Source organism: Streptomyces sp. NBC_01707 (genome assembly GCF_041438805.1).
Classification (GTDB): Bacteria; Actinomycetota; Actinomycetes; order Streptomycetales; family Streptomycetaceae; genus Streptomyces.
In genome coordinates, this window is record NZ_CP109190.1 from 8,739,233 (window position 1) to 8,765,263 (window position 26,031).

General features: G+C 68.1%; 19 protein-coding genes and 1 pseudogene. 11 read left to right on the top strand and 9 right to left on the bottom strand.

What is annotated here, in order from left to right; all coding sequences use genetic code 11:
• Position 1: 1 nt before the first annotated feature.
• From OG963_RS39065 to OG963_RS39080, 4 genes are all read right to left on the bottom strand, one after another.
• Positions 2-2,356 carry an FHA domain-containing protein gene (locus tag OG963_RS39065; protein WP_319739409.1) on the bottom strand — a complete coding sequence of 785 codons (2,355 nt, stop codon included), beginning with the start codon at positions 2,354-2,356 and terminating at the stop codon, positions 2-4.
• A 149-nt stretch (positions 2,357-2,505) separates the two neighbouring features.
• Positions 2,506-4,146, bottom strand: a complete 1,641-nt coding sequence (gene pgm, locus OG963_RS39070) for a phosphoglucomutase (alpha-D-glucose-1,6-bisphosphate-dependent) (protein ID WP_319325586.1) — start codon at positions 4,144-4,146, stop codon at positions 2,506-2,508.
• 47 nt (positions 4,147-4,193) lie between these two features.
• Positions 4,194-4,940, bottom strand: a complete 747-nt coding sequence (locus tag OG963_RS39075; RefSeq protein WP_371799953.1) for a 4'-phosphopantetheinyl transferase superfamily protein — start codon at positions 4,938-4,940, stop codon at positions 4,194-4,196.
• A gap of 186 nt (positions 4,941-5,126) precedes the next feature.
• Positions 5,127-6,122, bottom strand: coding sequence for an SDR family NAD(P)-dependent oxidoreductase (locus tag OG963_RS39080; RefSeq protein WP_319739407.1), 996 nt, complete (start codon positions 6,120-6,122; stop codon positions 5,127-5,129).
• Between the two features lie 413 nt (positions 6,123-6,535).
• Here OG963_RS39080 and OG963_RS39085 point away from each other — a divergent pair, with 413 nt between their 5' ends.
• Positions 6,536-6,661, top strand: a complete 126-nt coding sequence (locus OG963_RS39085; protein WP_319325580.1) for a hypothetical protein — start codon at positions 6,536-6,538, stop codon at positions 6,659-6,661.
• Positions 6,662-6,732: 71 nt separating this feature from the next.
• Here OG963_RS39085 and OG963_RS39090 read toward each other — a convergent pair whose 3' ends face one another.
• A complete protein-coding gene (locus tag OG963_RS39090; protein ID WP_319325578.1) occupies positions 6,733-7,221 on the bottom strand; it encodes a hypothetical protein in 489 nt (162 codons plus the stop codon).
• 290 nt (positions 7,222-7,511) lie between these two features.
• Here OG963_RS39090 and OG963_RS39095 point away from each other — a divergent pair.
• Positions 7,512-8,037: pseudogene (locus tag OG963_RS39095) on the top strand (transposase); the annotation flags it as partial.
• A gap of 381 nt (positions 8,038-8,418) precedes the next feature.
• On the opposite strand, the gene OG963_RS39100 reads toward OG963_RS39095, so the two are convergent.
• Entirely contained in the window at positions 8,419-9,066 is a 648-nt protein-coding gene (locus tag OG963_RS39100; protein WP_362275859.1) for a cysteine hydrolase, read from the bottom strand.
• Between the two features lie 612 nt (positions 9,067-9,678).
• Between OG963_RS39100 and OG963_RS39105 the strand changes: the two genes are divergently transcribed.
• From OG963_RS39105 to OG963_RS39140, 8 genes are all read left to right on the top strand, one after another.
• Positions 9,679-10,191, top strand: a complete 513-nt coding sequence (locus OG963_RS39105; protein WP_319325574.1) for a DUF402 domain-containing protein — start codon at positions 9,679-9,681, stop codon at positions 10,189-10,191.
• A gap of 513 nt (positions 10,192-10,704) precedes the next feature.
• Positions 10,705-11,193 carry a GNAT family N-acetyltransferase gene (locus tag OG963_RS39110; RefSeq protein ID WP_319325572.1) on the top strand — a complete coding sequence of 163 codons (489 nt, stop codon included), beginning with the start codon at positions 10,705-10,707 and terminating at the stop codon, positions 11,191-11,193.
• 617 nt (positions 11,194-11,810) lie between these two features.
• Positions 11,811-16,100 (top strand): discoidin domain-containing protein, encoded by a 4,290-nt coding sequence (locus OG963_RS39115; protein WP_371799954.1) that lies wholly within the window; start codon positions 11,811-11,813, stop codon positions 16,098-16,100.
• 219 nt (positions 16,101-16,319) lie between these two features.
• Positions 16,320-17,744, top strand: coding sequence for an extracellular solute-binding protein (locus OG963_RS39120; protein ID WP_319325568.1), 1,425 nt, complete (start codon positions 16,320-16,322; stop codon positions 17,742-17,744).
• Between the two features lie 87 nt (positions 17,745-17,831).
• Positions 17,832-18,791: a carbohydrate ABC transporter permease gene (locus tag OG963_RS39125; protein ID WP_030920536.1), complete on the top strand. Its 960-nt coding sequence runs from the start codon at positions 17,832-17,834 to the stop codon at positions 18,789-18,791.
• Positions 18,792-18,804: 13 nt separating this feature from the next.
• A complete protein-coding gene (locus OG963_RS39130; protein ID WP_319325565.1) occupies positions 18,805-19,755 on the top strand; it encodes a carbohydrate ABC transporter permease in 951 nt (316 codons plus the stop codon).
• A 116-nt stretch (positions 19,756-19,871) separates the two neighbouring features.
• Positions 19,872-21,494, top strand: a complete 1,623-nt coding sequence (locus tag OG963_RS39135) for a glycoside hydrolase family 13 protein (protein WP_319325564.1) — start codon at positions 19,872-19,874, stop codon at positions 21,492-21,494.
• 80 nt (positions 21,495-21,574) lie between these two features.
• Positions 21,575-21,892: a cupin gene (locus tag OG963_RS39140; RefSeq protein ID WP_319325562.1), complete on the top strand. Its 318-nt coding sequence runs from the start codon at positions 21,575-21,577 to the stop codon at positions 21,890-21,892.
• 67 nt (positions 21,893-21,959) lie between these two features.
• Here OG963_RS39140 and OG963_RS39145 read toward each other — a convergent pair whose 3' ends face one another.
• Positions 21,960-23,207 (bottom strand): MFS transporter, encoded by a 1,248-nt coding sequence (locus OG963_RS39145; protein ID WP_371799955.1) that lies wholly within the window; start codon positions 23,205-23,207, stop codon positions 21,960-21,962.
• A gap of 80 nt (positions 23,208-23,287) precedes the next feature.
• Here OG963_RS39145 and OG963_RS39150 point away from each other — a divergent pair, with 80 nt between their 5' ends.
• On the top strand, positions 23,288-24,181 hold the full coding sequence (locus OG963_RS39150; RefSeq protein ID WP_319739401.1) for a LysR family transcriptional regulator: 894 nt from the start codon (positions 23,288-23,290) through the stop codon (positions 24,179-24,181).
• Positions 24,182-24,188: 7 nt separating this feature from the next.
• On the opposite strand, the gene OG963_RS39155 is transcribed toward OG963_RS39150, so the two are convergent.
• The gene (locus tag OG963_RS39155) at positions 24,189-25,478 is read right to left on the bottom strand and encodes an RNA polymerase sigma factor (protein WP_371799956.1); all 1,290 of its coding nucleotides are present in this window, start codon (positions 25,476-25,478) and stop codon (positions 24,189-24,191) included.
• Entirely contained in the window at positions 25,478-25,834 is a 357-nt protein-coding gene (locus OG963_RS39160) for a YciI family protein (RefSeq protein WP_319325554.1), read from the bottom strand. The genes OG963_RS39155 and OG963_RS39160 overlap by 1 nt, the downstream gene beginning before the upstream one ends.
• Between the last annotated feature and the right edge of the window lie 197 nt (positions 25,835-26,031).

A 26,031-nucleotide genomic window follows, 5' to 3' on the forward strand; every position in this document is an offset into this window, starting at 1 on the left:
GCTACTTCCGCATGATGACGGGCTCGTGCCGGCGGAGCAGCCGCGCCACCACCAGTCCGAAGACGACCGACAGCACGACCAGCATCCCCATGTTCAGCAGCCACGCTGCCGCGGTGTGGTCGAACAGTGGATCCGCGCTCACCCTTCCCGGCACGATCCTGCCGAGATCGATGGTCCCGCCCATCGCCGCGAGCGCCCAGCGGGACGGCACCAGCCACGCCAGCTGCTCCAACCCGGGCACGCCGTGCAGCTTCAGCAGCGCACCGCAGAAGACGACCTGGACGATCGCGAGGAGGACCAGCAGCGGCATGGTGACCTCCTCCTTGCGCACCAGTGCGGAGACGAGCAGACCGAGCATCATCGCGGTGAACGACAACAGGGCCACGGCCAGCGTCATTTCGACCAGTGGTGGCATAAGAACGCCCTTGCCGCCCGGGGCGTTCAGATCGACCCCCGCCAGGCCGACGAGGGTCAGGACGACGGCCTGCAGCACCGTAATGGTGCCCAGGACAACCACTTTGGACATCAGATACGCCGATCTGGACAGCCCGACGGCACGCTCCCGCTGATAGATCGCCCGTTCCTTGACGAGCTCCCGTACGGCATTGGCGGCGCCGGTGAGCACGGCGCCCACGCACAGGATCAGCAGTGCGTTGATCGCGGTGTCCTGGTTCAGCCGGCTGCCGGCCAGGGCCCGGGTCATCGCGCCCATCACGAACGGCAGAGCGATCATGACGGCCAGGAAGGTCCGGTCGGCGCTCAGCGCGGCGGTGTACCGGCGGACCAGCGTCCGCAGCTGAGCACCCCCGCTCCGGGTCTTCGGCGGCGGTGCGACCGGTGCGACCGGGGCGTGCGGAAGCCGGGGCTGCGCGGTGGAGTTCGCGATGTACTGCCGGTGGAACGGGGACGCGCGGTACTCCGCCGACCAGTCCCGGTCCCGGTCGTTCTCGAACGCCTCGAACGCCTCCGGCCAATGCTTGAACCCGAGGAAGGGGAGTGCATCGTCCGGCGGCCCGTAATAGGCGGTCTTCCCGCCGGGGGCGAGCACCAGCAGCCGGTCGCAGACATCGAGGCTGAGCACACTGTGCGTGACGACGATGACCGTACGTCCGTCGTCGGCGAGCCCCCGGAGCATGTGCATGACCGAGCGGTCCATGCCGGGGTCGAGCCCCGAGGTCGGCTCGTCGAGGAAGAGCAGCGACGGCTTCGTCAGCAGCTCCAGTGCGACGCTGACGCGCTTGCGCTGACCGCCGGAGAGGCTGTGGATCGGCTGCTCCGTCCGCTTTTCCAGTGCCAGCTCACGGATCACCTCGGTGACCCGGGCCCGGCGTTCGGACGGGGCCGTGTCGTGCGGGAAGCGGAGCTCGGCGGCATACCCGAGGGCGCGGTGCACGGTCAGCTGGGAGTGCAGGATGTCGTCCTGCGGGACGAGCCCGATGCGATGGCGCAGCTCGGCGTAGTCGTGGTAAAGGTCGCGTCCGTCGTAGAGGACACTGCCCTCGTCGGCCGGCCGGAGGCCGGTCAATGCGTTGAGCAGGGTGGACTTTCCGGAGCCGCTCGGACCCACCACGCCGAGCAGGCACTTCTCGCCCACCGGGAAGGAGACGTCGTCGAGCAGGGTCTTGCGGCCCCCGTCCACGGTGACCGCCAGGTCCTGTACATCGAGGGAGACCTCACCGGTGTCGACGAACTCCTGCAGCACGTCGCCGACAAGAGAGAACTCGGAGTGACCGATGCCGACGATGTCACCGGCGGCGACCGGTGCGCGGCCGACCAGTTGCCCGTTGAGATAGGTGCCGTTGTGCGAGCCGAGGTCGACGATCTCGTACGTGCCGTCCGGATGCGCCCGCAGTTCGGCGTGCCGGTGCGAGACGGTCAGGTCGTCGACGACGAGGTCGTTGTCGGCGCTGCGGCCGATACGTACGGTATGGACGGGCCGCGGCCGCACGGTGGTCGGCTGCCGAAACGTTCCGGTGGCCGAGGGCATGGAGACGGCGGACGGACGGTCGGCCGGGTGCAGCGTGGGCGACGGGGGTCCCTGGCCGACCAGAACGGCGCACGGCCCGTCCGCGGGGTGACCGAACCGGATGACGCTGCCGGGGCCCACGCCCGATTCATGGATGCGCTTGCCCCCGGTGTAGGTACCGTTCGTACTGTTCTCGTCCTCCAGGGACCAGTGGTCGGCCACCGGCCGGAGCACCGCATGGTGCCATGACACCCGGACGTCGTCGATGACGATGTCGCTCAGGGGGTCGCGGCCGACGTGGTAATCCCGGCTCGGGCTCATCACCGTGGGTCCTGCATCGGTTTCGAGTACGAGTTCGGGCGCGGTCGACGTGACAGGCCGGTCTACCATGCTCGAATTCTATCTATTGGTCCCTTTGTGTGCTTGTGGGTCACCGCCGACATTTCCCGCCGCAGCGGCACGTCCACCCTCCACCGAGGAGCCGCCTCCCGCGACGGCCGAGGTCGCGGCAGGCGGCTTGCTCGTCTTCGCGAACGGACTCAGGCGCCGAGGGCCGCCGAGACGACCGCCTTGGCCTCGTCCTGCACCCGGCCGAGGTGATCGGAGCCCAGGAACGACTCCGCGTAGATCTTGTAGACGTCCTCGGTGCCCGACGGGCGGGCGGCGAACCAGGCGTTCTCCGTGGTGACCTTGATACCGCCGATCGGTGCGCCGTTGCCCGGAGCCGAGGTGAGTACCGCCGTGACCGGTTCGCCGGCCAGCGTGTCGGCTGTGATCTGCTCCGGCGAGAGCTTGGCGAGTACCGCCTTCTGCTCGCGATCGGCGGGGGCGTCGATGCGGGCGTACGACGGCTCACCGAAGCGCGCGGTGAGTGCCGCGTACTGCTCCGACGGGGACTTCTCGGTCACCGCGAGGATCTCCGACGCCAGCAGTGCCAGGATGATGCCGTCCTTGTCGGTCGTCCAGACCGAACCGTCACGGCGCAGGAACGACGCGCCGGCCGACTCCTCGCCGCCGAACCCGAACGACCCGTCGACCAGACCGTCCACGAACCACTTGAAACCGACCGGCACCTCGACCAGCTGCCGTCCGAGATCGGCGGCGACCCGGTCGATCATCCCCGACGACACCAGTGTCTTGCCGACGCCCGCCGCGGCCGGCCACTGTGCGCGGTGTGCGAACAGGTAGTTGATGGCTACGGAGAGGTAGTGGTTCGGGTTCATCAGCCCGGCGTCCGGGGTGACGATGCCGTGCCGGTCGGCATCCGCGTCGTTGCCGGTGGCGATCTGGTAGCGGTCGCGCTGCTCGATCAGCGACGCCATCGCGTACGGCGAGGAACAGTCCATCCGGATCCTGCCGTCCCAGTCCAGCGACATGAACCGCCAGGTGGGGTCGGTCAGCGGATTGACGACCGTGAGATCGAGCCGGTGCTGTTCGGCGATGCGGCCCCAGTACGCGACCGATGCGCCACCCAGCGGGTCCGCGCCGATCCGCACCCCGGCGGCACGGACCGCGTCGAGATCGAGCACGGACGGCAGATCCGCCACGTAGCTGCCGAGGAAGTCGTACGTCGCGGTGGTCGGTGCCGCCAGCGCGCGGACGTACGGCAGCCGCCGTACCTCCTTCATGCCGGACGCGATGATCTCGTTGGCCCGCTCCTGGATCCAGCCGGTCGCCTCGGATCCGGCCGGGCCGCCGTTCGGCGGGTTGTACTTGAACCCGCCGTCGGCCGGCGGATTGTGGGACGGCGTCACCACCACACCGTCGGCGAGACCCGACGTACGGCCCCGGTTGTGGGTGAGGATCGCGTGCGACACCGCCGGGGTCGGGGTGTAGCCGTCGGCGGAGTCGATCAGCACCGTCACGTCGTTGGCGGCGAACACCTCGATGGCGGTGACCCGCGCGGGCTCCGACAGCGCATGGGTGTCCGCCCCGAGGAAGAGCGGCCCGTCCGTGCCCTGTGACGCCCGGTACTCGCTGATGGCCTGGCTGGTCGCAGCGATGTGGTCCTCGTTGAACGCGGTGGCCGTCGACGAACCGCGGTGGCCGGAGGTGCCGAACGCGACCCGCTGGTCCGGCTCGGCCGGATCCGGGTGCAGCGTGTAATACGCCGTCACCAGCCGGGCCACATCGGTGAGGTCCTCCGGCCGCGCCTGCTGTCCAGCTCGTTCGTGCGGCATCTGCCCACTCCTCCGTATCGATCGGTCGTCCTGCTCTGCCCGCCGGATCATTTTCGCCGGTGGCCGTTCGCGACCGGTGGCTGCCCCGCCGCACGGACGGCCACCGCGGCCGCATAGCCGACCGGAACCAGCACATCGGCGACCGTCCAGCCCGCCGGACCGGGCCGCGGCACGGGCCCGGTGCCCAGATGGTCGAGGGAGAGATCGCGGGCCAGCCCGATGCCCTCGCCCTTGAGATATGCCTCCTTGCGCGTCCAGGCCCGGGCGAAGGCGACGGGCCGGTCCGAAGCGGAGAGCGCCGCCAGTTCCCGGGACTCCGCCGGATGCAGCATCGCTCCGACCTCCGCCGCGGCCTCGCTGCTCGGTACGGCCTCCACGTCGACGCCCAGCGGCACGGCGGCGAACGCGAGCAGCGACAGGTCCCGGCTGTGCGAGAGCGAGAAGTGCACCCCGCCGTCGGTCGCGGGCCGGCCGTGCGGACCGCCGCAGGACGGGCACGGCTCGCGGACCATCGTTACGTCGCGGGGTTCGAGGCCCAGACGGGCACCGAGCAGTATCCGCAGCGCCACATGGGCCGCGACATAGCAGCGGCGGTCGACCGACGCGGCAAAGCTCTCGGCCCGCCGCTGTTCCCCGGTGTCGAGGATCCCGGGGGCGAGCCGCTCGGCACGATCACCGTGCCGCACGGCGTCCACGATCCACAGCGCTGGTGTCCGGGCAGGCCATACCGACGGAGCACTCCGGCCGCCGTCCTCCGGGTCGAACTGGATGGGCTGATGCACAGGTCGAGTCATCCATTCACCTGTTGTCGACAACGATGCAGGCATGAGGGCGGCTCCCGACGACCTTCAGCGTAGAGAACTAGAAGATCATCAGGGGCCGCACTCGCTGAGTAAATCGACATCGACGCCAGGCGTAAACCGGCAAACCAGAATTACGCCAGGCCAGTGCTACTGGGCGCGCACGGGACCGAGGCAGTGTCATGCAATTTGCGCGCCCATTGCGGCGCGCGACAGTTCCCACAGACGCTCGGCGGCGTCCGGGTCGACCGCGTACGGGGCTACGCCCCCGGGGGACTTCCCTACGGCCTCGGCCGACAGCTTCTCCCCCTCGTTGTTGTCCTCGAAGTAGCGGCCGCCGATTCCTTCCAGCTGGGGTGAGGTCGCGACCAGGACGCTCGTCGCGGCGCCCTGAGCGACCGTCTTGAACCGGAACGGCGCGCCCTGGAACGTGCCGAATTCCCCGGCCGCCGCGGCTTCGCGCAGCTGTGTGAGTTGTTCCGGCTCCATGTAGCGAGTCAGATTCGTCCCCAGGATCACGCCGGGGTGGACGGCGTTGGCGGTGATCCCGTCGGCTGCCCAGCGGTTGGTCGCCCCGACCGCGAAGAGGACGTTGGCAGTCTTGGACTGCCCGTAACCGAGTCGCGGGTCGTAGGGGCGGGAGGCGAAGTTGATGTCGTCGAACTCAACAGGTGAGGCATGGTGGCCGCGGGAGCTCAGCGACACGATGCGCGCGCTGCCGGCCGTCGCGAGCGCGTCGTGCAGGCCGAACGCGAGCGCGAAGTGGCCGAGATGGTTGGACGCGAACTGCAGCTCCCACCCATCCGGTGTGCGATCGAGCGTGGGCAGCTGCATCACGCCAGCGTTGTTGACGAGGATATGCAAGGGCCCCGTCCATGCGCTCGTGAAGTCGGCGATCGACGCCTTGTCGGCGAGGTCGACCCGGCCGACATGGACGGCGTCGTTGCCGGTGGCCTCGCGTATGTCGGCCGCGACCCGCTCGCCGGCGTCCGTGTCGCGGACCGCGAGGGTGACCGACGCGCCGGCACCAGCGAGGGCGCGCGCGGTCTCGGTGCCGAGACCTGAAGCCGCCCCGGTGACGACTGCTTGCTTGCCGGAAAGGTCGACACCCTCAATGACCTCGGCGGCCGTCGACTCCTCCCCGAAGGGGGTGCGGATGCGCTCGGTGGATGTCATGACCTCAAGTCCTAGTCAATGGGGTAATCAGGGATGTGGATATCGGTGGGTCCGGGTACTCGTAGACCGGTCGACTACCTCGAACCTAAGGGACTGAGCAGAGGGAATCAAAGACCAACGGCCCTTTGATTGGAACCTGCTTCCTCCCGGCCGATAGGCCTGGACTCCCACTGCACGTCGGGGCTGAACTCGGCAGCGATCGGGTCGTCGCGGACCGCAGTGGGGAACGGCCCTTCTTCGATCCGGCCAGGCTCCCGATCCGGCCAGGCGAGTGGCCCAGGGGTGATTCCGGCGCCGGGCAGCCACGACGGCGTGACGTACGAGCGGGACCAAGCGACACAGGGAGACGCCGTTCAGGCGAAACCTTCGCCGAGGACGCCTCCCGCGTCCGGACCGGGACCGCGCCCCGGGCCATGGCGGCACTGCGCAACCTGGCCATCGGCGCCCTCCGCCTGACCGACTACGACAACATCGCAGCTGGCCTGCGCAAGCACGGCCGAGATGCCACCCGACCGGTGGCCACCCTCGGCATCACGTGATCAGACCGGACGGGCGGCTGAACGACGCCGCCCTGCTGAGGCGGCTGCGAACTTCACTCTGAAATGATCAGTCAGGCGCTGTGGCGTTCGGTGATTGGGCCGACGCCGAGATCTTCGCGCATGAGCTTGCGCATCTTGGCGGCTGCTTCGCCGCGTGCCTCCCAGCGCGCGTGGTCCTCTGGACTGCTGACAGCAGTGCCGTCGATGTATCCGTCGCAGATGCGTCGCAGGCAGTGGAACACGCTGTTGGAGGCCTTGACGACGGGTTGGGGCGCGATGAGCCACATCCGTTCGGATGCGGTGGCGATGCCTGATTCTCGGAAGACTTCGCGCAGCGCAAGCGCCCGCTCGTCGACGGAGGGGTGCTCGCGCTCGGCCAAGGCTCGCAGGGTCTCACCGAGCACCTTCACGGCGGTGGTGTACTGCGTGTAGATGTCGAGCCGCAGCCGAAGAGCTTCTTTGGCATCCTCGCGTTTCCACCGATTCCGATCCGCGATGAGCGTAGCGACGATGCCGATCGCGGCTCCGGCCAGGGTGGAGAGCAGCGGTAACCAATCCATGAGGACTAGCTTGCGCCATACTGTGGCGGTGGCACCAGGTGGGCTTCGAGGCCGCTCTGAGGTATTCGTTGCTCAACTGATGGGTTCAGTGCCATGACCTCAAGTGATCATCTACTCGACCTGATCCAGAACACGCAGACATTCACGGGCTGCTGCGGTCATCCTTCAGTTTCGACGTCGGGCGGAAGCGGTGCGGCGACGGCTTGAGGCTCGCCTCGGGTGCGCCGCTGCAGGCAATCGCCGGGGAGTTCGCCAGTGGGGCGTACTTCCTTTGCGCTGAGGAGAACGGCCTGCGAGCAACGAGCCTGCTGGACATGGACGATGGGGCGATTGACGGCTCCCACGTCAGGGCTCTCAAAAGGTGGGCTCACACTGGACCTTCGCCGGTCGACCGGGCTCGGCCCGGCAGCAAGCGCCACCTGATCGTCGACATGCACGGCGCCCCCTCGGCCGACTCGCTGACCAACGGAAACCGTCACGACGTCACTCAGCTGATGCCATTGCTGGACGCGATACCCCGCATCCGCGGTGCCCACGGGCGGCCGCGTCACCGGCCACGCCAGCTGTTCGCCGACCGCGGCTACGACAAATACCGCCGGCTTCTCCTGGCCCGCGGCATCACACCGGAGATCGCCCGCAAGGGCGCAGCCATGGCTCCGGCCTGGGCAAGAACCGCTGGGTCGTCGGCCGGACCTTCGCCTGTCTCCACCAGTTCAAGCTACTCAGAATGCGCTGCTGGACACGCGCCGACCTGCACCTGGGGGTCTACTCCAACTCGCCCGCAGGATCATCTGCTTGAGACGACTCCGAACCGCTGAAACCATCAGCCAGAACCGCTTGCTCTGGGGGTGTGACGTGGCTCGGCCGAAGCCGTCGGACGACGAAGGCGAGTTGTGAGCTGTGGTCGACCCTTTGCCACCCAAGGTGGAACGTCGCGTTCGGCACCCGGGTCGCAAGCGGTATCCGGACCGATTGGTCTTCCAGGGCATCCCGTTCGTGCTCAATCCCGGTATTGTCTGGGAACGCCCGTTCCGCAACCTCTGTTGCTACCGACACATCGCTCCGAGCGTCGGCTGCAGTCTCGCTGGACGTGTTTCCACGGAACTCCCCGCGCAGTAGACCGGCGACTGTCGATGGCGCCTGTTGAAATCGTAACCATCGCACCGACGCGAGGGCCATTTCCCGGCTGCGAGCTCCTCAGTGCATTCGATCGATTACTTCATCAGTCGACAGCAACGCATGGGCGAAGAAACGGTAGTTGATGATCGCCGCCTGATAGCCGTCGCCCCAGACCGGGTGTCGGGGTCCAGCTGTTGCATCCCTGACCACGGCGACCTCGAATCCCTCCTCGATGAGGTGCCGCATATGGGACTCGACGCACATGTTCGCCAGCATCCCGCCAAGAATAATCCTTTGTATTCCCCGCTTGCGCAGTTGCAGCACCAAGTCGTTGGTTTCCGGTCCGAATACCTTGTGCGGGCTGGCGACCACTGTTCTGCCGTCTTCGATGTAGGGCTTGAAGCGGTCCAGCCAGTCTGCCCCGGAGTTTCGGAACCCGGTCAGATCGAGTTGTCCCGTCCGTGCGAACGTGTGGGTCTCGAGCTCGCTCGTCTCGAGCGGCCCGTTCATTCGCCATCCGCTGTCCGTCGGGTAGAAGTAATGAGGCGAGATGAAGACCTCGTATCCGCCCGCCTTCGCCGCCTCGAAGATTCTCTCCATATTCTCGACGGTCCTGTTCTCGGTGACGCTCGCTCCCACCACGTCCCAGTTCGCGCCGGTATCGCTCAGCACATCGTTCTGTGGGTCAATGAACACAACCGCCGTGTCGGTCTTCCTGATCTCCACCTGGCGCTCCTCACGCGATGACAAACCACTGATGTGGCAAGTTCGGTACAGCGGATGTCCTTCCGAAGCGCATTCCGGTCCGGTGACGTGAGGTCTCTTCCTGAGCCGGTGCGGATTGTTCCGACACCGAGCGACATCACTCGAGCGCCTTGCTCACCTTCGGGGGTGCGTGCCCTGAAGAGGCGCCGTCCCGGTCATTCGGCCCTCCGTTCCACTGTGCCCGATCGCGGGGCGTTCTGCATCGGTGAATTGCGCACCTCGGTCGATCGACGCCAAGGCGTCCGGCCATCGGCTGCATCGACGTCCGGCGCCCGTCGGGCTCTTTGTCACTGCTGGCCACTGGCACGACAGTCCGCAGTTCCAAGCGGTCCTGGAGGCGATACGGGTACCGCGGCTCGGCAGAGGTCGGCCGCGCACCGAACCCGACAAGGTCAGAGCGGACACGGCGTATGGCTCCCGAGGCAACCGCGCCTAACTGCACGGACGCGGTATCGGCTGCACAATCCCGGAAAGGCCGATCAGGTCCGCAACCGCAAGAAGCTCGGTTCGCGCGGAGTGCGGTCACCGAAATTCGACAAGGACGACTACAATCTTCGCGGTAGCGTGCTGGGCATGAATGCCTCTGAGGTTCTGTTCTCCGCCCGCAAGTACGACGGAAGCCTGCATTGGCACTGCACCATGCTCCGGCTCGGCGAGGACGACCACGGCATCTGGCTCGGCATGCCAGCCGGCACCGTCCACAGCAAGGGCGACACGGGGCCGGTGTACGAATCCAAGGAAGCCCGGGTCAAGCTCATCCCCCGTGACGCCTGGTGGACGGCGTTGTTCCTGGACGCGCCCCAGCGGTTGGACGCCTACTGCGACGTCACCACCCCGTCCCGGTGGCCGAACCCCGGCGAGGTCACCATGGTCGACCTGGACCTCGATGTCTGCCGCGTGCGAGAAGGGGGTGACATCTTCATCGACGACCAGGACGAATTCGTCGACCACCAAGTCCGCTACACCTACCCGCCTGACGTCATCAACCGGGCGGCCGCCTCGGCCCACTGGCTCCAAGCAGCACTGCGCGCAAGTGCAGAACCCTTCAACAGCCACTTCCGTGCCTGGCTCGACAAGGTCAGATGACGCGTCAGCCGCGGGCACTCACCGGGTTCAAGCTGGTGTCAGGCCGCTGCGGCCAGGGGACGTCCGCCCCAGCGGATACCCTTCCCGCTGCGGCTGCGGCTGCGGCTGCGGCTGCGGATGCGGAGGCGGGCGCGTTCACGGCGTTGGGCGGGCCAGCGACCCTTTTCAGCCCGGCGCTGACCTCGCAGCCCGTCCGCCGGCGGCACAGATGCCCGCCGGCGGCGCCCGATGGGCCAGATGGGGGCTGGACGGACAGGAAAACCCCGTGAACGATCACCGTGCCCTGAATACGCCCATGTGTGCCGGCCTGCTGAAAAAGTGAATCCGGGGACAGTCAGGGATGGAGAGGGGTGCGCCCTGGCCAGGTGAGGAAGCGTCAGCGGCGTGAAGCGCTCCCCTGATTCTATATGTGTGGCGATCCGCACGGGCTCCGGCATAGGTTCGTCCGCGATGTGAGCAGCTCACCGCGCACGGGGAGGCGCGACGGGCTCCGCCTGGACATGGAGAGACGACATGGCACCGAACGAGCCCGCACCGGCCGACCGCCCACTGCTGCGGAAGGCCGAAGCCAAGGACGCAGAGCCCCTCACCCGGCTCTTCCTCGCCTCCCGCGCGCGGACCATGCCGTATCTCCCGAAGGTGCACAGTGACGCGGACACCCTCGCCTGGATGACCCACGTCGTCCTGCCAGGGACCACGGTGTGGGTCGCCGAGACCGGGACCGGGACGGGTGACGTCCTCGGGTTCGCCTCCGTCGACGGAACCGAGCTCGAACACCTCTATCTGCGCCCCGATGTGCGACGCCGGGGCATCGGTTCGTTGCTTCTGGCAAAGGCCCGCGAGATCTCTCCCGAAGAGCTCACCCTGTATGCCTTCCAGCGCAACACCGATGCCCGGGCGTTCTACGAGCGGCACGGATTCGCCGCCGTGGACTTCAACGACGGCAGCCGCAACGAGGAGAAGGAACCGGACGTCCTGTACCGGTGGACGGCGCGGGGCTGACTGCTTCCGCATGCCGACGAGTTGAGTTGTCCGGCTGATCACGTTCCAGGCGAAGCGCATCCCGGACGAAGGAAGAACAGTGTGGGCACGGCGCGTGGCGCCGGCCAGGACCGGGAAACGGGCTTCAGCGACTACGGCTCGTGCCTGTGGATGTACGGCCCGGGACGTGTGTCCGCTCGGCCGCCTTATTTGCACCGCCGGTCTCCGACGTCGACCAGCTGAATCAGCACAACGAGCGCGGGGTCCGCATCTGCGGGCCCCGCTTCGTGCTGCGCGGCGCGACATTCGTCCCGCCCACCCGTGAGCAGGTACCTTGCACGACCCTTTCACAGTCGCGCAAATTGGTTGCGTAATTTACAGATCACTTCCAGTGCTGGCGGTTCGCCCGTAAGGGCCTGTGTCGAGGTTGAGTTGGCTGAAAATTGCTGGCATCGCGCATGCATCTGCCGGTCATCCGTTCTGCGAGAACGGTGGACTGACTCTCAATCCTCTGCAACTCTCTGACCGCAAAACGCAAAAGTTCCGTCAGTCAGTGCAGAAAAGTGCGTGCCGCACACGTTCGCAGACAGAGCCGCGCCCTCGTCGCGCCCTGCGCCGAGGCCGAAGATCGGGGACATATGAGAACCCAATGCTGGAGACGGCGGGTCCTTTCCGCCGTGGTCACCGCCAGTCTTCTGATGATCGGGTGGCCGGCGCTCACCGCCTCGGCGGCCGGCGGCCCGAACATCGCCGTCGGCCGACCCGCCGCCGCGAGCAGCGCCAACGGTGAGTACACCGCCAGGAACATCAACGACGGAGACCGGTCGACCTACTGGGAAGGGGCCGGCAGCACCCTGCCCCAGTGGGTGCAGACCGATCTCGGAACCGCCACCCGTGTCGATGAGGTCACGTTGAAGCTGCCCGCGGGCTGGGAGAGCCGGCAACAGACGCTCTCGCTCCAGGGCAGCGACGACGGAACCAGCTTCTCGACTCTGAAGACCTCGGCCGCCTACACCTTCGCTCCAGGCAGCTCCAACGAGGTGACCATCTCCTTCCCTGCCACCCGAACCCGCTTCGTGCGTGTGCACATCACGGCGAACACGGGCTGGCGGACCGCGCAGCTCTCCGAGCTGGAGGTCCGTGCGGCGGGGGAGTCGTCGGTCGACCTCGCCGCGGGTCGCACACTTCAGGCGAGCAGCTACACCGAGACATATGTGGCTCCCAACGCCAACGACGGCAACCCGGCCACCTACTGGGAGTCGCGCAACGGCGATCTGCCGCAGTGGATCCAGGCCGACCTGGGAGCTTCGGTGCGCGTGGACCGGGTGGTGCTACGGCTGCCGGACGGCTGGGAACCCAGGACCCAGACACTGAAGATCCAGGGAAGTGCCAACGGTTCGGACTTCACGGATCTCACCCCGTCCAAGGACTACGCATTCACTCCCGCCGGCGGTGAGGCGGTGACGGTCTCCTTCGACGCCACCACCACGCGCTACGTGCGGGTGCTGGTCAGCGCCAACACCGGCCGGGCGGCCGCCCAACTCTCCGAACTGGAGATCTACGGCCCCGGGACGGGCGACACCGAGCCGCCGACCGCACCCGGGGGGCTGGCGTACACCGAGCCGGCCTCCGGCCGGATCAAGCTGACCTGGCAGGCGTCGACGGACGACGAGGGCGTCACCGGCTACGACATCTATGCCGACAACACACTTCTGACCAGCGTGGCCGGGGACGTCACCACGTATACCGACATGCGTCCCGCCGATGCCACCGTTGCCTACTTCGTACGGGCCAAGGACGCGGCGGGCAACGAGTCGGCCAACAGCAACACCGTGACCCGCAGGGCCGACACGGGGGACACCCAGGCGCCGACCGCACCCGCGGGCCTCGCCCTCACCGAGCCGGCCTCCGGTCAGATCAAGCTGACCTGGCAGGCGTCGACGGACGACAAGGGCGTCACCGGCTACGACATCTACGCGAACAACGTCCTCCGCAGGAGTGTGGCCGGCGACGTCACCACGTACACGGACACCCAGTCCGCGGGCACCACCGTCTCGTACGTCGTGCGGGCCAAGGACGCGGCGGGCAACACGTCCGGCGACAGCAACACCGTCACCCGCAACGGCAGCAGCGGATCGGCCTCCAACCTGGCCGTCGGCAAGCCGATCACGGCCTCGTCCGTGGTCCACACGTTCGTCGCCGAGAACGCCGACGACAACCAGCTGACGACCTACTGGGAGGGAGCGGGCGGCAGTTACCCGAACACCCTCACCGTGAAGCTGGGTGCCAACGCCGACACCGAGAGTGTCGTGGTCAAGCTCAACCCGGACAGCAGCTGGGGCGCCCGGACCCAGAACATCCAGGTGCTCGGACGTGAGCAGAGCGCCACGTCCTTCACGGGTCTGGTGGGGGCGAAGGACTACGCGTTCAGCCCCGCGACCGGCAACACGGTGACCATCCCGGTCGCCGCCCGGGTCGCCGACGTCCAACTGAGGTTCACCTCCAACACGGGCTCCGGTGCCGGCCAGGTCGCGGAGTTCCAGGTCCTGGGTGCCCCGGCTCCCAACCCGGACCTTCAGGTCACCGCGGTCGGCGTCGCTCCTGCCGCACCGGTCGAGTCGGACCCGATCACCGTGGCCGCGACCGTGCGCAACAGCGGAGCGGTCGCTGCGCCGGCGAGCAAGCTCGAATTCCGGCTGGGCGGCTCCAAGGTGGCCACCGTGCCGGTGGGCGCCCTGGCTGCCGGATCGTCCACCCAGGTCAGTGCGGACATCGGGCCGCGCGACGCGGGCTCGTACGAACTGAGCGCCGTCGCGGACGCGGCGGGCGAAGTCATCGAGCAGAACGAGACCGACAACACCTATGCGCGTGCGGACGCGCTGGTGGTGAAACCGGTGTCCAGCTCGGACCTGGTGGCCACCGCGGTCACCACCTCGCCGTCGGCCCCGGCCGACGGCGACGACGTCACGTTCTCCGTCGCGGTGAAGAACCAGGGCACCGTGGCATCCGCGAGCGGCAGTCATGCCATCACGCTGAGTCTGATCGACTCCAAGGGCGCCACGGTGAAGACTCTCACCGGCACGCACAGCGGAGCCGTCGCCGCCGGTGCGACCACCGCGCCGGTGAAATTGGGCAGTTGGACGGCCGCCAACGGCTCGTACACCGTGAAGGTCGTCCTCGCCGACGACGCCAATGAGCTCCCGGTGAAACGGGGGAACAACACCAGCACCGAGTCGCTCTTCGTCGGCCGTGGGGCCGACATGCCGTACGACACGTACGAGGCGGAGGAGGGCGTCACGGGCGGCGGCGCCCAGGTCGTCGGCCCGAACCGGACCGTCGGTGACATCGCGGGCGAGGCGTCGGGCCGCAAGGCCGTCACCCTCAACAACACGGGCAACTATGTCGAGTTCACCACCAGAGCGAGTACCAACACCCTGGTGACGCGGTTCTCCGTGCCGGACTCCGCGGGCGGCGGCGGCATCGACACCAAGCTCAATGTGTATGTGGACGGGACCTTTCTGAAGGCCATCGACCTCACCTCGAAGTACGCGTGGCTGTACGGCGCCGAGACGGGTCCCGGCAACGCGCCCGGATCCGGGGCGCCCCGGCACATCTACGACGAGGCGAACATGATGCTGGGAAAGACCGTTCCCGCCGGGAGCAGGATCCGGCTGCAGAAGGACGCGGCCAACACCAGCACCTATGCGATCGACTTCGTCAGCCTGGAGCAGGTCGCACCGGTCGCCAACCCGGACCCCGCCTCGTACACCGTCCCCGTCGGATTCACCCACCAGGACGTCCAGAACGCCCTGGACAAGGTCCGGATGGACACCACCGGACAGCTCGTGGGTGTCTATCTGCCGGCCGGTGAGTACGAGACGTCCAGCAAATTCCAGGTCTACGGAAAGGCTGTGAAAGTCGTCGGCGCGGGGCCCTGGTACACCAGGTTCCACGCTCCGTCCGGGCAGGAGAACACCGATGTCGGATTCCGTGCGGAGGCCAGTGCGAAGGGTTCGTCGTTCGCGAACTTCGCGTACTTCGGCAATTACACCTCGCGTATCGACGGACCGGGCAAGGTGTTCGACTTCTCGAATGTCTCCGACATCGTGATCGACAACATCTGGAACGAACACATGGTGTGCCTCTACTGGGGAGCGAACACCGACGGCGTCACCATCAAGAACTCCCGCATCCGCAATCTGTTCGCCGACGGCATCAACATGACCAACGGCTCGACCGACAACCTCGTGACCAACAACGAGGCCCGGGCCACGGGCGACGACAGCTTCGCACTGTTCTCGGCGATCGATGCCGGGGGATCGGACATGAAGAACAACGTCTACGAGAATCTGACCTCGATCCTCACCTGGCGTGCCGCGGGAGTCGCCGTCTACGGCGGCTACGACAACGCCTTCCGCAATATCCGCGTCGCGGACACCCTGGTCTACTCGGGAATCACTGTCAGCTCGCTGGACTTCGGATACCCGATGAATGGGTTCGGGACCGGACCGACCACGATCGAGAATGTGTCGGTCGTCCGTTCAGGCGGCCACTTCTGGGGATCGCAGACCTTCCCCGGGATCTGGTTGTTCTCGGCGTCCAAGGTGTTCCAGGGGATTCACATCAACAACGTGGACATCGTCGATCCGACATACAGCGGCATCATGTTCCAGACCAACTATGTGGGAGGACAGCCCCAGTTCCCGATCAAGGACACCGTCCTCAGCGACATCTCGATCTCCGGCGCCCGCAAGAGCGGCGACGCGTACGACGCCAAGTCCGGCTTCGGGCTGTGGGCCAACGAGATGCCGGAGGCGGGCCAGGGGCCCGCGGTCGGTGAGGTCACCTTCAACGGCCTGAAGCTGACCGACAACGCGCAGGACGTGAAGAACACGACCACCACCTTCCGGATCAACATCAACCCGTAACGCGGAACCGCAGGTCAGGGACGCCGCCCGGGACTCTGGGCGGGCGGCGTTCCGAGCGGCGCGAAAGCTCTGCCACGCACGTCACATGCGTAGCACTGTCAAACTTTTACGAAATCTGCGCGAGATATTGCGCACGGATGTCAGCGGTGGTTGAGTGTGCCGCGCCCCGGCAGAGAGCCGGCCGAGGGACTTCCACGCCCATGCCCGAAGGGACCATCGATGAGAAGTGCTGGGTTCCGCAGTCATCGCCGTACACGCCGCACCTCCGCGGCCGCCCTCGTCACCGCCCTCGCCCTGACCGCTCTCGCCTCATGCGGTACGAGCAGCAGCAGCGACAACAACAACGGCGGCGGCTCCGGCGGCTCGTCCGACCCGTCAGCTCCGCTGGACCCGAAGGCGAAGGTGACCCTCTCGATCGACTGCATGCCGCCGGCGGCGAAGGCCGCGGAACTGCGGGAGTGGAACGAGGACATCAAGACGTTCAACAAGAAGTACCCGAACGTCAAGATCAACGGAAAGTCCACCCCGGGCCAGTGCCTGGAGCCGCCGCGCTTCACCGCCATGCTCAAGGCGAAGTCGCAGCCCGATGTCTTCTACGCGTACTTCACCGACCTCGAACAGGTACTGGACAACGACGGGGCGACCGACATCTCCGCGTACGTCACCGACAAGTCGGTCCCGGCGCTGAAGGACATCCAGCCGCAAGTCCTCGACGTGGCCCGCAAGGACGGCAAGCTCTACGCCCTGCCGACCAGCAACTACACCATGGGCCTGATGATCAACCGGAAGCTCTTCACCCAGGCCGGCCTCGACCCGGACACGCCGCCGGCCACCTGGGAAGAGGTCCGGGCCGCCGCCAAGAAGATCGCGGCCCTCGGCAAGGGCATCGCGGGCTACGGCGAGTACAGCGCGGCCAACACAGGCGGCTGGCACTTCACCGCCGCCCAGTACTCCCTCGGCGGGGACGTGGTCGACTCCACCGGTAAGAAGGCCGCCTTCAACGACGCCACGGGCAAGCAGGTTCTCCAGCAGCTGCACGACATGCGGTGGGAGGACAACAGCATGGGCCAGACCCAGCTGCTTAAGTGGGGCGATCTGCAGAAGCAGATAGCGAGCGACAAGCTCGGCATGTTCCTCGCCGCGCCCGACGACATCACGTACATGGTCCAGCAGCTCGGCGCCAAGTACGAGAACTTCGGTATGGGCCCCATCCCCGGAGCCAAGGGCACGCTCTTCGGTGGCAACAACTACATGATCAAGCAGGGCAGTTCGCCCGACCAGATCAAGGCCGCCGTCGCCTGGCTCAACTTCAAGAACCTCACCCAGGGCAAGGGCCAGTTCGACTGGGCGCGCACCAAGGCCGACCAGCTGCCCGTCGGACTGCCGCAGCCGAACTTCTTCCTGGGCGACACCAAGACGAAGGACGACGCACAGCGGGTCGCCAACGCCACGATGCCGGTCGAGAACTTCAAGGCCTTCATGGACAACCCGGTCACCGGCAAGGCCGAGCCGCCGAAGGCCCAGGAGATCTACAAGATCCTCGACAACGCCATGTCCGGCGTCCTGACCAACAAGAACGCGAACATCGACAAGCTGCTCTCCGACGCCGAGAAGCAGGTCAACCAGGTGCTGGCGAACCAGTGACGGACGCGCGGGGCCGGGTCACGCGGACCCGGCCCCGCCCCCGACCGTCCATCCGCGTCTGAAGTACACCGGCACCGAGGAGACACCATGTCGGCCCCCACCCTGTCCACCAGCAAGGCGACCAGGCCACGCCACGGACACCCGGGCCCCGCCCGCCCGAACTCCGCCCGCGAGGAGTTCGTACGGGCCGTCCGCCGCAACATCTCGGCGCACGGCTTCCTGATCGGGGCGGTGCTCTGCTTCTCGTTCTTCTCCTGGTATCCGATGGTCCGGGAATTCATCCTGGCCTTCCAGAAGAACGAGAACGGCAAGACCACCTGGGCCGGCTGGTCCAATCTCAGCTACGTCGTCAACGACCCGGCCTTCTGGCAGGCCTGGCGCAACACCCTGCTCTTCACCGGCCTGGCCCTGCTGCTGGGCTTCCTGGTCCCGTTCGTCGTCGCGGTCGTACTCAACGAATTCCGGCACGGTCAGGGCTACCTGCGGTTGCTGGTCTATCTGCCGGTGATGCTGCCGCCCGTCGCCTCGGTCCTGCTGTTCAAGTACTTCTACGACCCCGGCTACGGACTCTTCAACCGCATCCTGGAGGTCTTCCACCTCCCCGCCCAGCAGTGGCTGCAGTCCACGGACACCGCGATGCTCTCCGTCGTCATCGCGGCCACCTGGATGAACATGGGCGGCGCCACCCTGATCTACCTCGCCGCACTCCAGTCGATCCCCGGCGAACTGTACGAAGCGGCCGAACTGGACGGCGCGGGACTGCTGCGCAGGGTCTGGCACGTCACCATCCCGCAGACCCGGCTCATCCTCTCGTTGCTGCTGCTGATGCAGATCATCGCGACGATGCAGGTCTTCACCGAGCCGTTCCTCCTCACCAACGGTGCGGGCCCAGAGGGTTCCACCACGACCGTCGTCTACCTCATCTACCAGTACGCCTTCAACTTCAACAACTACGGCAGTGCGGCGGCCCTCGGACTCGTCCTGCTCGTCGTCCTCGCGGGCTTCTCCGCGGTGTACGTACGACTCAGCCGCAGCAGCGAAGACTAGGAGGGGCCCGACCATGGCATCGAACGCCTTCGTCTCCCGACGGCGCGGCTCCGGACAGCGCAGGGCCGAGCGGCGCGCCGCCGACCTGGGACGCCAGCGGACACTGATCTCACCGGCCCAGCTCGCCCGGCCCCGCGGCAGGACCGTCTACTGGATCGTGTTCGGCGTGGTGATCCTCCTGTTCACCGTGGCCTTCCTGGGGCCGCTCTACTGGATGGTCACCGGCGGACTCAAGACCACCCAGGAAGTCGTGCAGAGCCCGCCGACCGCCTTCCCCACGTCGGTCCACACGGAGAACTATTCCCGGGCGTGGACGGTGATGGACCTGTCCCGGCTCCTCTTCAACACCCTCTACTACGCGTTCGGAGCGCTCGCCTTCCAGCTGCTCTTCGACGTCGCTGCCGCCTACTCGCTCTCCAAGCTGCGGCCCGTCTTCGGCAAGGTCATCCTCGGCATGATGCTGGCCACGCTGATGATCCCGGCCACCGTCCTCGTCGTACCCCAGTACCTCACCGTCCTCGACGTGCCGATCGTGCAGCGCAATCTGCTCAACTCGCCCTGGGCGATCTGGCTGCCGTCCGTCACCAACGCCTTCAACATCTTCCTGCTGAAGCGGTTCTTCGACTCGATCCCGCGCGAACTCCTCGACGCCGCCGCGATCGACGGGGCCTCACCCCTGCGCACCCTGCGCTCCGTGGTCCTGCCGATCAGCCGGCCGATCCTCGGCGTCGTCTCCATCTTCGCGATCGTCGGCGTCTGGAAGGACTTCCTCTGGCCGATGCTCACCCTGCCCGACCCCAGCAAACAGACCCTCAACGTGGGCATCTACTCGCTGGCCAGCGGTGTCCCCGAGAACGTCCTCATCGCGGCACTCACCATCGCGTCCATCCCGACGCTGCTCATCTTCCTGCTCTTCCAGCGCAACATCATGAGCGGACTCACCGCGGGCGGCCTCAAGGGCTAGAGACCACCCACCGCAGCAGCCTTCTCCTCCTCAGCGCTCCGCCGCCGGCCCTCCCATCCAGCGCCCCGCTGTCCGGGGCCGACGGCGGAGTCCCACCTGCCCGAAAGGAACGCCACGTGGCAGACAACCGTCCGTCCGAGGCCACCGTGAACTGGTGGCGCGACGCCGCTATCTACCAGATCTATGTACGCAGCTTCGCCGACGGCGACGGTGACGGCACCGGCGATCTCGCGGGGGTACGGGCCAAGCTGCCCTATCTCGTCGAACTGGGGGTGGACGCACTCTGGTTCACCCCCTGGTATCTCTCGCCGCTCGCCGACGGCGGATACGACGTGGCCGACTACCGCACCATCGACCCCGCCTTCGGCACCCTCGCCGAGGCCGAGAAACTGATCGCCGAGGCCCGCGAACTGGGCATCCGTACGATCATCGACATCGTCCCCAACCACGTCTCCGACCAGCACGTCTGGTTCCGGGCCGCCCTCGCGGCCGGCCCCGGCAGCCCCGAGCGGGAGCTCTTCCACTTCCGGCCCGGACGTGGCGCGGACGGCGAGATGCCGCCCAACGACTGGGTCTCCGAGTTCGGCGGCACGCCCTGGACCCGGCTCGACGACGGCGAGTGGTATCTGCACCTGTTCGCGACGCAGCAGCCCGACCTCAACTGGGCGCACCCGGCGGTCCGTCAGGAACACGAGGACGTCCTGCGCTTCTGGTTCGAGCGAGGTGTGGAGGGTGTACGGATCGACTCGGCCGCCCTGCCCGTCAAGGACCCCGCACTGCCCGACTTCGTCGAGGGACGCGACCCCCACCCCTATGTCGACCGGGACGAGCTGCACGACATCTATCGCTCCTGGCGAGCCATCGCCGACGAGTACGGGGCCATCTTCGTCGGAGAGGTCTGGCTCCCGGACGCCGAGCGCTTCGCCCGCTATCTGCGCCCCGACGAGCTGCACACCGCCTTCAACTTCAACTTCCTGGCGTGTCCCTGGGACGCCGGACGGCTGCGCTCCGCCATCGACGACACGCTCGCCGAGCATGCCGCGGTCGGCGCGCCCGCCACCTGGGTCCTGTGCAACCACGATGTGACCCGCACCGTCACCCGTTACGGACGTGAGGACACCGGCTTCGACTTCGCGGCGAAGACCTTCGGTACCCCGACGGATCTCGCACTGGGCACCCGTCGGGCGCGCGCCGCCGCGCTGCTCTCGCTGGCCCTTCCGGGCGCGGCCTACCTCTACCAGGGCGAGGAGCTGGGCCTTCCGGAAGCGGACATCCCGCGCGGCCGGATCCAGGACCCGATGCACTTCCGCTCCGGCGGGACCGACCCGGGACGCGACGGCTGCCGGGTGCCGCTGCCCTGGGCGGGGCAGGCGCCGTACGCCGGTTTCGGATCCACCGTCGAGCCCTGGCTGCCACAACCCGCGGACTGGTCGACGTACGCCGCCGATCTGCAGCGTGCCGATCCGGACTCGATGCTCAGCCTGTACCGCGCGGCGCTCCGGCTGCGCCGCACCGCGCCCGGCTTCGGCAGCTCAGGGACGCCGGGGCAGCAACTGGTGTGGTTGCCGACCGCGCCCGGGGTGCTTGCCTTCACCCGCGGCGACGGGCTGATGTGCATCGTCAATCTGACCGAGGAGCCCGTCGAACTGCCCAGCCACACCGAGGTGCTGCTCATCAGCGGCCCGCCGGCCGACGGGGGGAGGCTCCCGCAGGACACCGCGGTCTGGCTGCGGAGCTGATCCGGGGCGCGTACCCGCGGGCCGACACGCGGGTCCGCGGGCGGATCGCGGTGGACTCGGGGCTGCGGCAGAGTGGGCACATGGATGATCTCAACGCCCTCGCCGACGAGCATCTGGCCGCCGCGCGCACGTCCCCGCACGGCCGCAGCGCCCACCTGCTGCTGCGACAGGAGCCGCTGCGGCAGACGGTCATCGCGCTCACCGCGGGCTCGGCCCTGGACGAGCACAACGCGCCGCCCGCGGCCTCGCTCCAGGTCCTGCGCGGGGCCGTACGGCTCACCGCAGCCTCCGGCGACGTGGAACTGACCGCGGGAGGACTGCAGCCCATCCCGCATGAACGGCACGGACTGCTGGCGCTGGAGGACGCGGTGGTCCTGCTGACCGCGGTCAACGACTGACTCCTGCCCACGCTCGGGGATCCGTCGGGACCACGGTGCGCCCGGCGCGGAACCGTCGGTGACGCCGTCACCTCGTCCGTACGCGTACCCGCTCCCACACCCACAGCACGAGGCTGCCCGCGGCGAGGGAGCCGCCCAGGACACATACGCCGGTCCAGCCCGCGCGCGACCAGACCACCGAAGCGAGTGCGGCCCCGGCCGCCCCGCCCAGGAAGAACAGGGTCATGAAGCCGGAGTTGATCCGGTTGCGGGCTTCGGGGCGGAGTGCGTAGATCACGTACTGACTGCTGTTCAGCCCCGCCTGCTGGGCCACGTTCAGGGAGATCACGCCGACGGCGAGCCACAGCGGAGAGGACTCGCCCGCCAGGAGCAGTGGCCAGGAGAGCGTGAGCAGGGCGGCCGACACTCCCGAGACCAGCTGCACGCGGCCGCGGTCACCGAGCCTGGCGGCGACGTTCATACCCACCACGCCGATGACGCCGAGCAGACCGAAGAAGCCGATCGCGGCCGCGTTCCAGCCGAAGGGCGGCCGGGCCAGCAGAAAGGTCAGCGCCGTGAGCTGGACGCTGTACGAGGCCATCGAGAAGGCCGCGACGGCCGACCGCATGCGTAGCACGGGCTCCTCGCGCAGCAGCGAGAGCGTGGAGCGCAGCAGTCCGCCGTAACGCATCGGGGTGGTGGCGCCCGCCCGGGGCAGCCGGGGCAGGTTGCGGTGCAGAAGCACGGCCATGCCGGCCATGAGCAGGGCGTTCATCCAGTAGGCGGTGCGCCAGCCGCCGAGTTCCGACAGCGCGCCGGAGGCCAGTCGGCCGACCAGTCCGCCGAGCAGGACACCGGACATGACGACTCCGACGATCCTGCCGCGTTCGGCCGGAGCCGCGAGGGTCGCCGCGAACGGCACCACGATCTGGGCGCCGACGGATGTCAGTGCGGTGAGAGCCGTCCCCGCTATCAGCAGGGGGCCACTGGGGGCGGCGGACGTCAGCAGCAGGAAGATCGCGGTGAGACCGAAGAGGCCCACGGCGAGTCGGCGGCGCTCCATGACATCCCCGAGCGGCACCAGCAGGATCAGGCCCAGTGCGTACCCGCCCTGGGCCGCGGTCACGATCAGCCCCGCCGCAGTGACCCCGATGTGCAGTTCTGCCTCGATCACGTCGAGCAGGGGCTGGGCGAAGTAGTTCCCCGCGGCCGAGAGCCCGGCCGCGACGGCCATCAGGGCGACGAGTCCACGCCCGAGCACGGGCAGCGGTTTCAGTGCGTTCGTCGGGGCGCCAGGGTGTCGCGTCCCGTGGTGGGGCTGTGCGGAAAATGCCATGTCCCACAGCCTCGAGGTGCGGCCATTGATGAGTCCAACACATGTTTTTCATTCCATCGATCGTGATTCACGATGGATGGATGGAGCTTCAGCAGATGCGATACGTGGTGGCGGTGGCGGACCTGCGGAACTTCACCCGCGCCGCGAAGAAATGCCTGGTCGTCCAATCCGCGCTGAGTCATCAGATCGCGCGGCTCGAGAAGGAACTGGGGGCCCGGCTGTTCGACCGCTCGAGCCGCCATGTCCGTCTCACCGCAGCAGGTGAGGCGTTCCTGCCCGCGGCCCGCCAGGCCCTGGACGCGGCGGAACGGGCCCGCGCCGAGGTGGCGGCAGCGACGGGGGAGGTCAGCGGGCGCCTCGCCGTCGGGGCGATCCCGACGCTCGGCGCGGTCGACATCCCGGCCGCGCTGCGCGAGTTCCACCTCCACCATCCGAAGGTCCGTATCGACCTCAAGGAGGGGCCGAGCAAGGATCTGGTCCAGGGAGTGCAGGACGGCACGCTCGATGTGGCCTTCCTCGGTGTGCTGCCGAGCTATCGGCCGAAGGGCGTGAGCGATCACGAACTCGCCCGGGGCGAGCTCGCCGCCGTGGTCGCTCCCACCCATCCGCTGGCGCGTGAGGCCGACGTGGATCTGGAGCGGCTGGCGGCGGAGACGTTCGTCGACTACCCCGAAGGCACCGCAGCCCGCGCCCAGTCGGAGGAGGCGTTCGAGGCGTCGGGGCTCACCCGCGTGGTGGCCTTCGAGGTCAGCGGGACCGACTTCATCGTCCGCCTCGTGCGAAGCGGACTGGTCGTCGCGCTGCTGCCTGCCGCGTTCGCGGCCGAACTGGCAGGAGTCACCGTGCTCCCGGTGCGCGATGCCCCGGCCCGCACGGAACGCCTGGTCTGGAGCAGATTCCGCCCCACCCCCGCGGCCGCCGCGTTCCTGACCGGGCTCGGTATCGACACGGAGGCTGCCGCCGACCGGCCGTGACGTTCCCTCAGGCAGGCGGCAGCGCGCGTCGGCGGCGCCGCAGGAATTCCTGCTCGGCGGCGTTGTCCGTCCGGGCGATGGCGGTGTCGTACGCCGATGCCGCTTCGGCGCGGCGGCCCAGCCGGCGCAGCAGATCGGCCCGCACGGCGTGGAACACGTGGTAACGGTCGAGCCCGAGCTCCTCGACGAGGACGAGCGCCGCACCCGGTCCGTCGACCTCCGCCACCGCGACGGCACGGTTGAGCGCCACGACCGGAGTCGGTGCCTGCGCCAGCAACTGGTCGTAGAGCCGCAGGATCTGCCCCCAGTCGGTCGCTGCCGCGGTCGGCGCATCGCTGTGTACCGCGTTGATCGCGGCCTGGATCTGGTACGGGCCGGGCCGGTTCCGGCGCAGACACCTGCGTACGAGCGCCTGCCCCTCGTCGATCAGCGCGCGGTCCCACCGGGCGCGATCCTGGTCGGGCAGGGACACCGGTGCGCCGTCCGGGTCCGACCTGGCGGTGCGGCGCGCATCGGTGAGCAGCATCAGGGCGAGCAGACCCAGCACCTCCGGTTCGTCCGGCATCAGATTCGCCAGCAGCCGGCCGAGACGGATGGCCTCCGCGCAGAGATCCTCGCGTGCGAGACGGTCGCCCGAGCTCGCCGTATGCCCCTCGTTGAAGATCAGGTACACAACGGCGAGCACCGCGCCCACCCGGTCCGGAAGGTCTGCGTCGGCCGGGATCCGGTAGGGGATCCGGGCGTCACGGATCTTGCCCTTGGCGCGCACCAGCCGCTGTGCCATGGTCGGCTCCGGGACCAGGAACGCGTGCGCGAGCTCCGAGGTGGTCAGCCCGCCCAGCAGCCTCAGGGTCAGCGCGACCTGCGCGGAGGTGGCGAGTGCGGGGTGGCAACAGGTGAAGATCAGCCGCAGTCGGTCGTCATGCACGGGACCCTCCTCGGCCGGTTCGCCGCGGACGTTCAGCTCCTGCGCGAGCGCGGCCCGGGCCTGGCGGTCGGCGCGGGACGCCTCGCGGCGCAGGCGGTCGATCGCCCGGTTGCGTGCGGTGGTGATGATCCAGCCGGCCGGGGCGGGTGGCAGCCCGGTGGACGGCCACCGCTCCAGCGCGGTGGCGAACGCCTCCTGGACGGCTTCCTCCGCGATGTCGATGTCACCGAAGGCGCCGACGAGCACGGCGACCGCGCGGCCGTACTCCGCACGGAAGAGGCGCTCGATCTCCGCTGTGGGTACGGCGGGTGTGTCGTCCGGAGTGCGGGGCACTTCGGAGGCACAGGACGGCCCGGGCGAGTCGGGCATCAGCCCTCCACTTCACCCTCGAACGGCCGGACCTCGACCGGCAGGGTGATCGCCCGCGCGGCCTTGCGGCCCCAGTCGAGGGCGGCGTCCAGGTCGGGTGCCTTGATGATGCACAGCCCGCCGAGATACTCCTTCCCCTCGGCATACGGCCCGTCGGTGATCAGTGTGTCCCCGTCCTTCTGCCGTACCACCGTGGCGGTGCCGGGGGCGTGCAGTCCGCCCGCGAACACCCACGCCCCGGCCTCCTGGAGTTCCCGGTGGAAGACGCCCACGTTCCGCATGATCCCTTCCAGCACCTCGGGGGCGGGCGGCTCGCCGTCAGCGGGTGTGATGACGCTCAGCAGGTAGTGCTTCATGGTGTGCCTCCTCGAGTACGACGTCGGCAGCGCGCCGGCGTCTCACCCTCTATACGAACGGCTTCCACCCGGATCGACACGGAACACGGTCGTGTTCCCGGAAAGTTTTCCGGGGAGCACCCCGGGACGCTCGTGATCCCGAGGACGGCGCCGCACAGAGTCTTGTGGGAGCGCTCCCAGCACCGGCAGGATGGGGT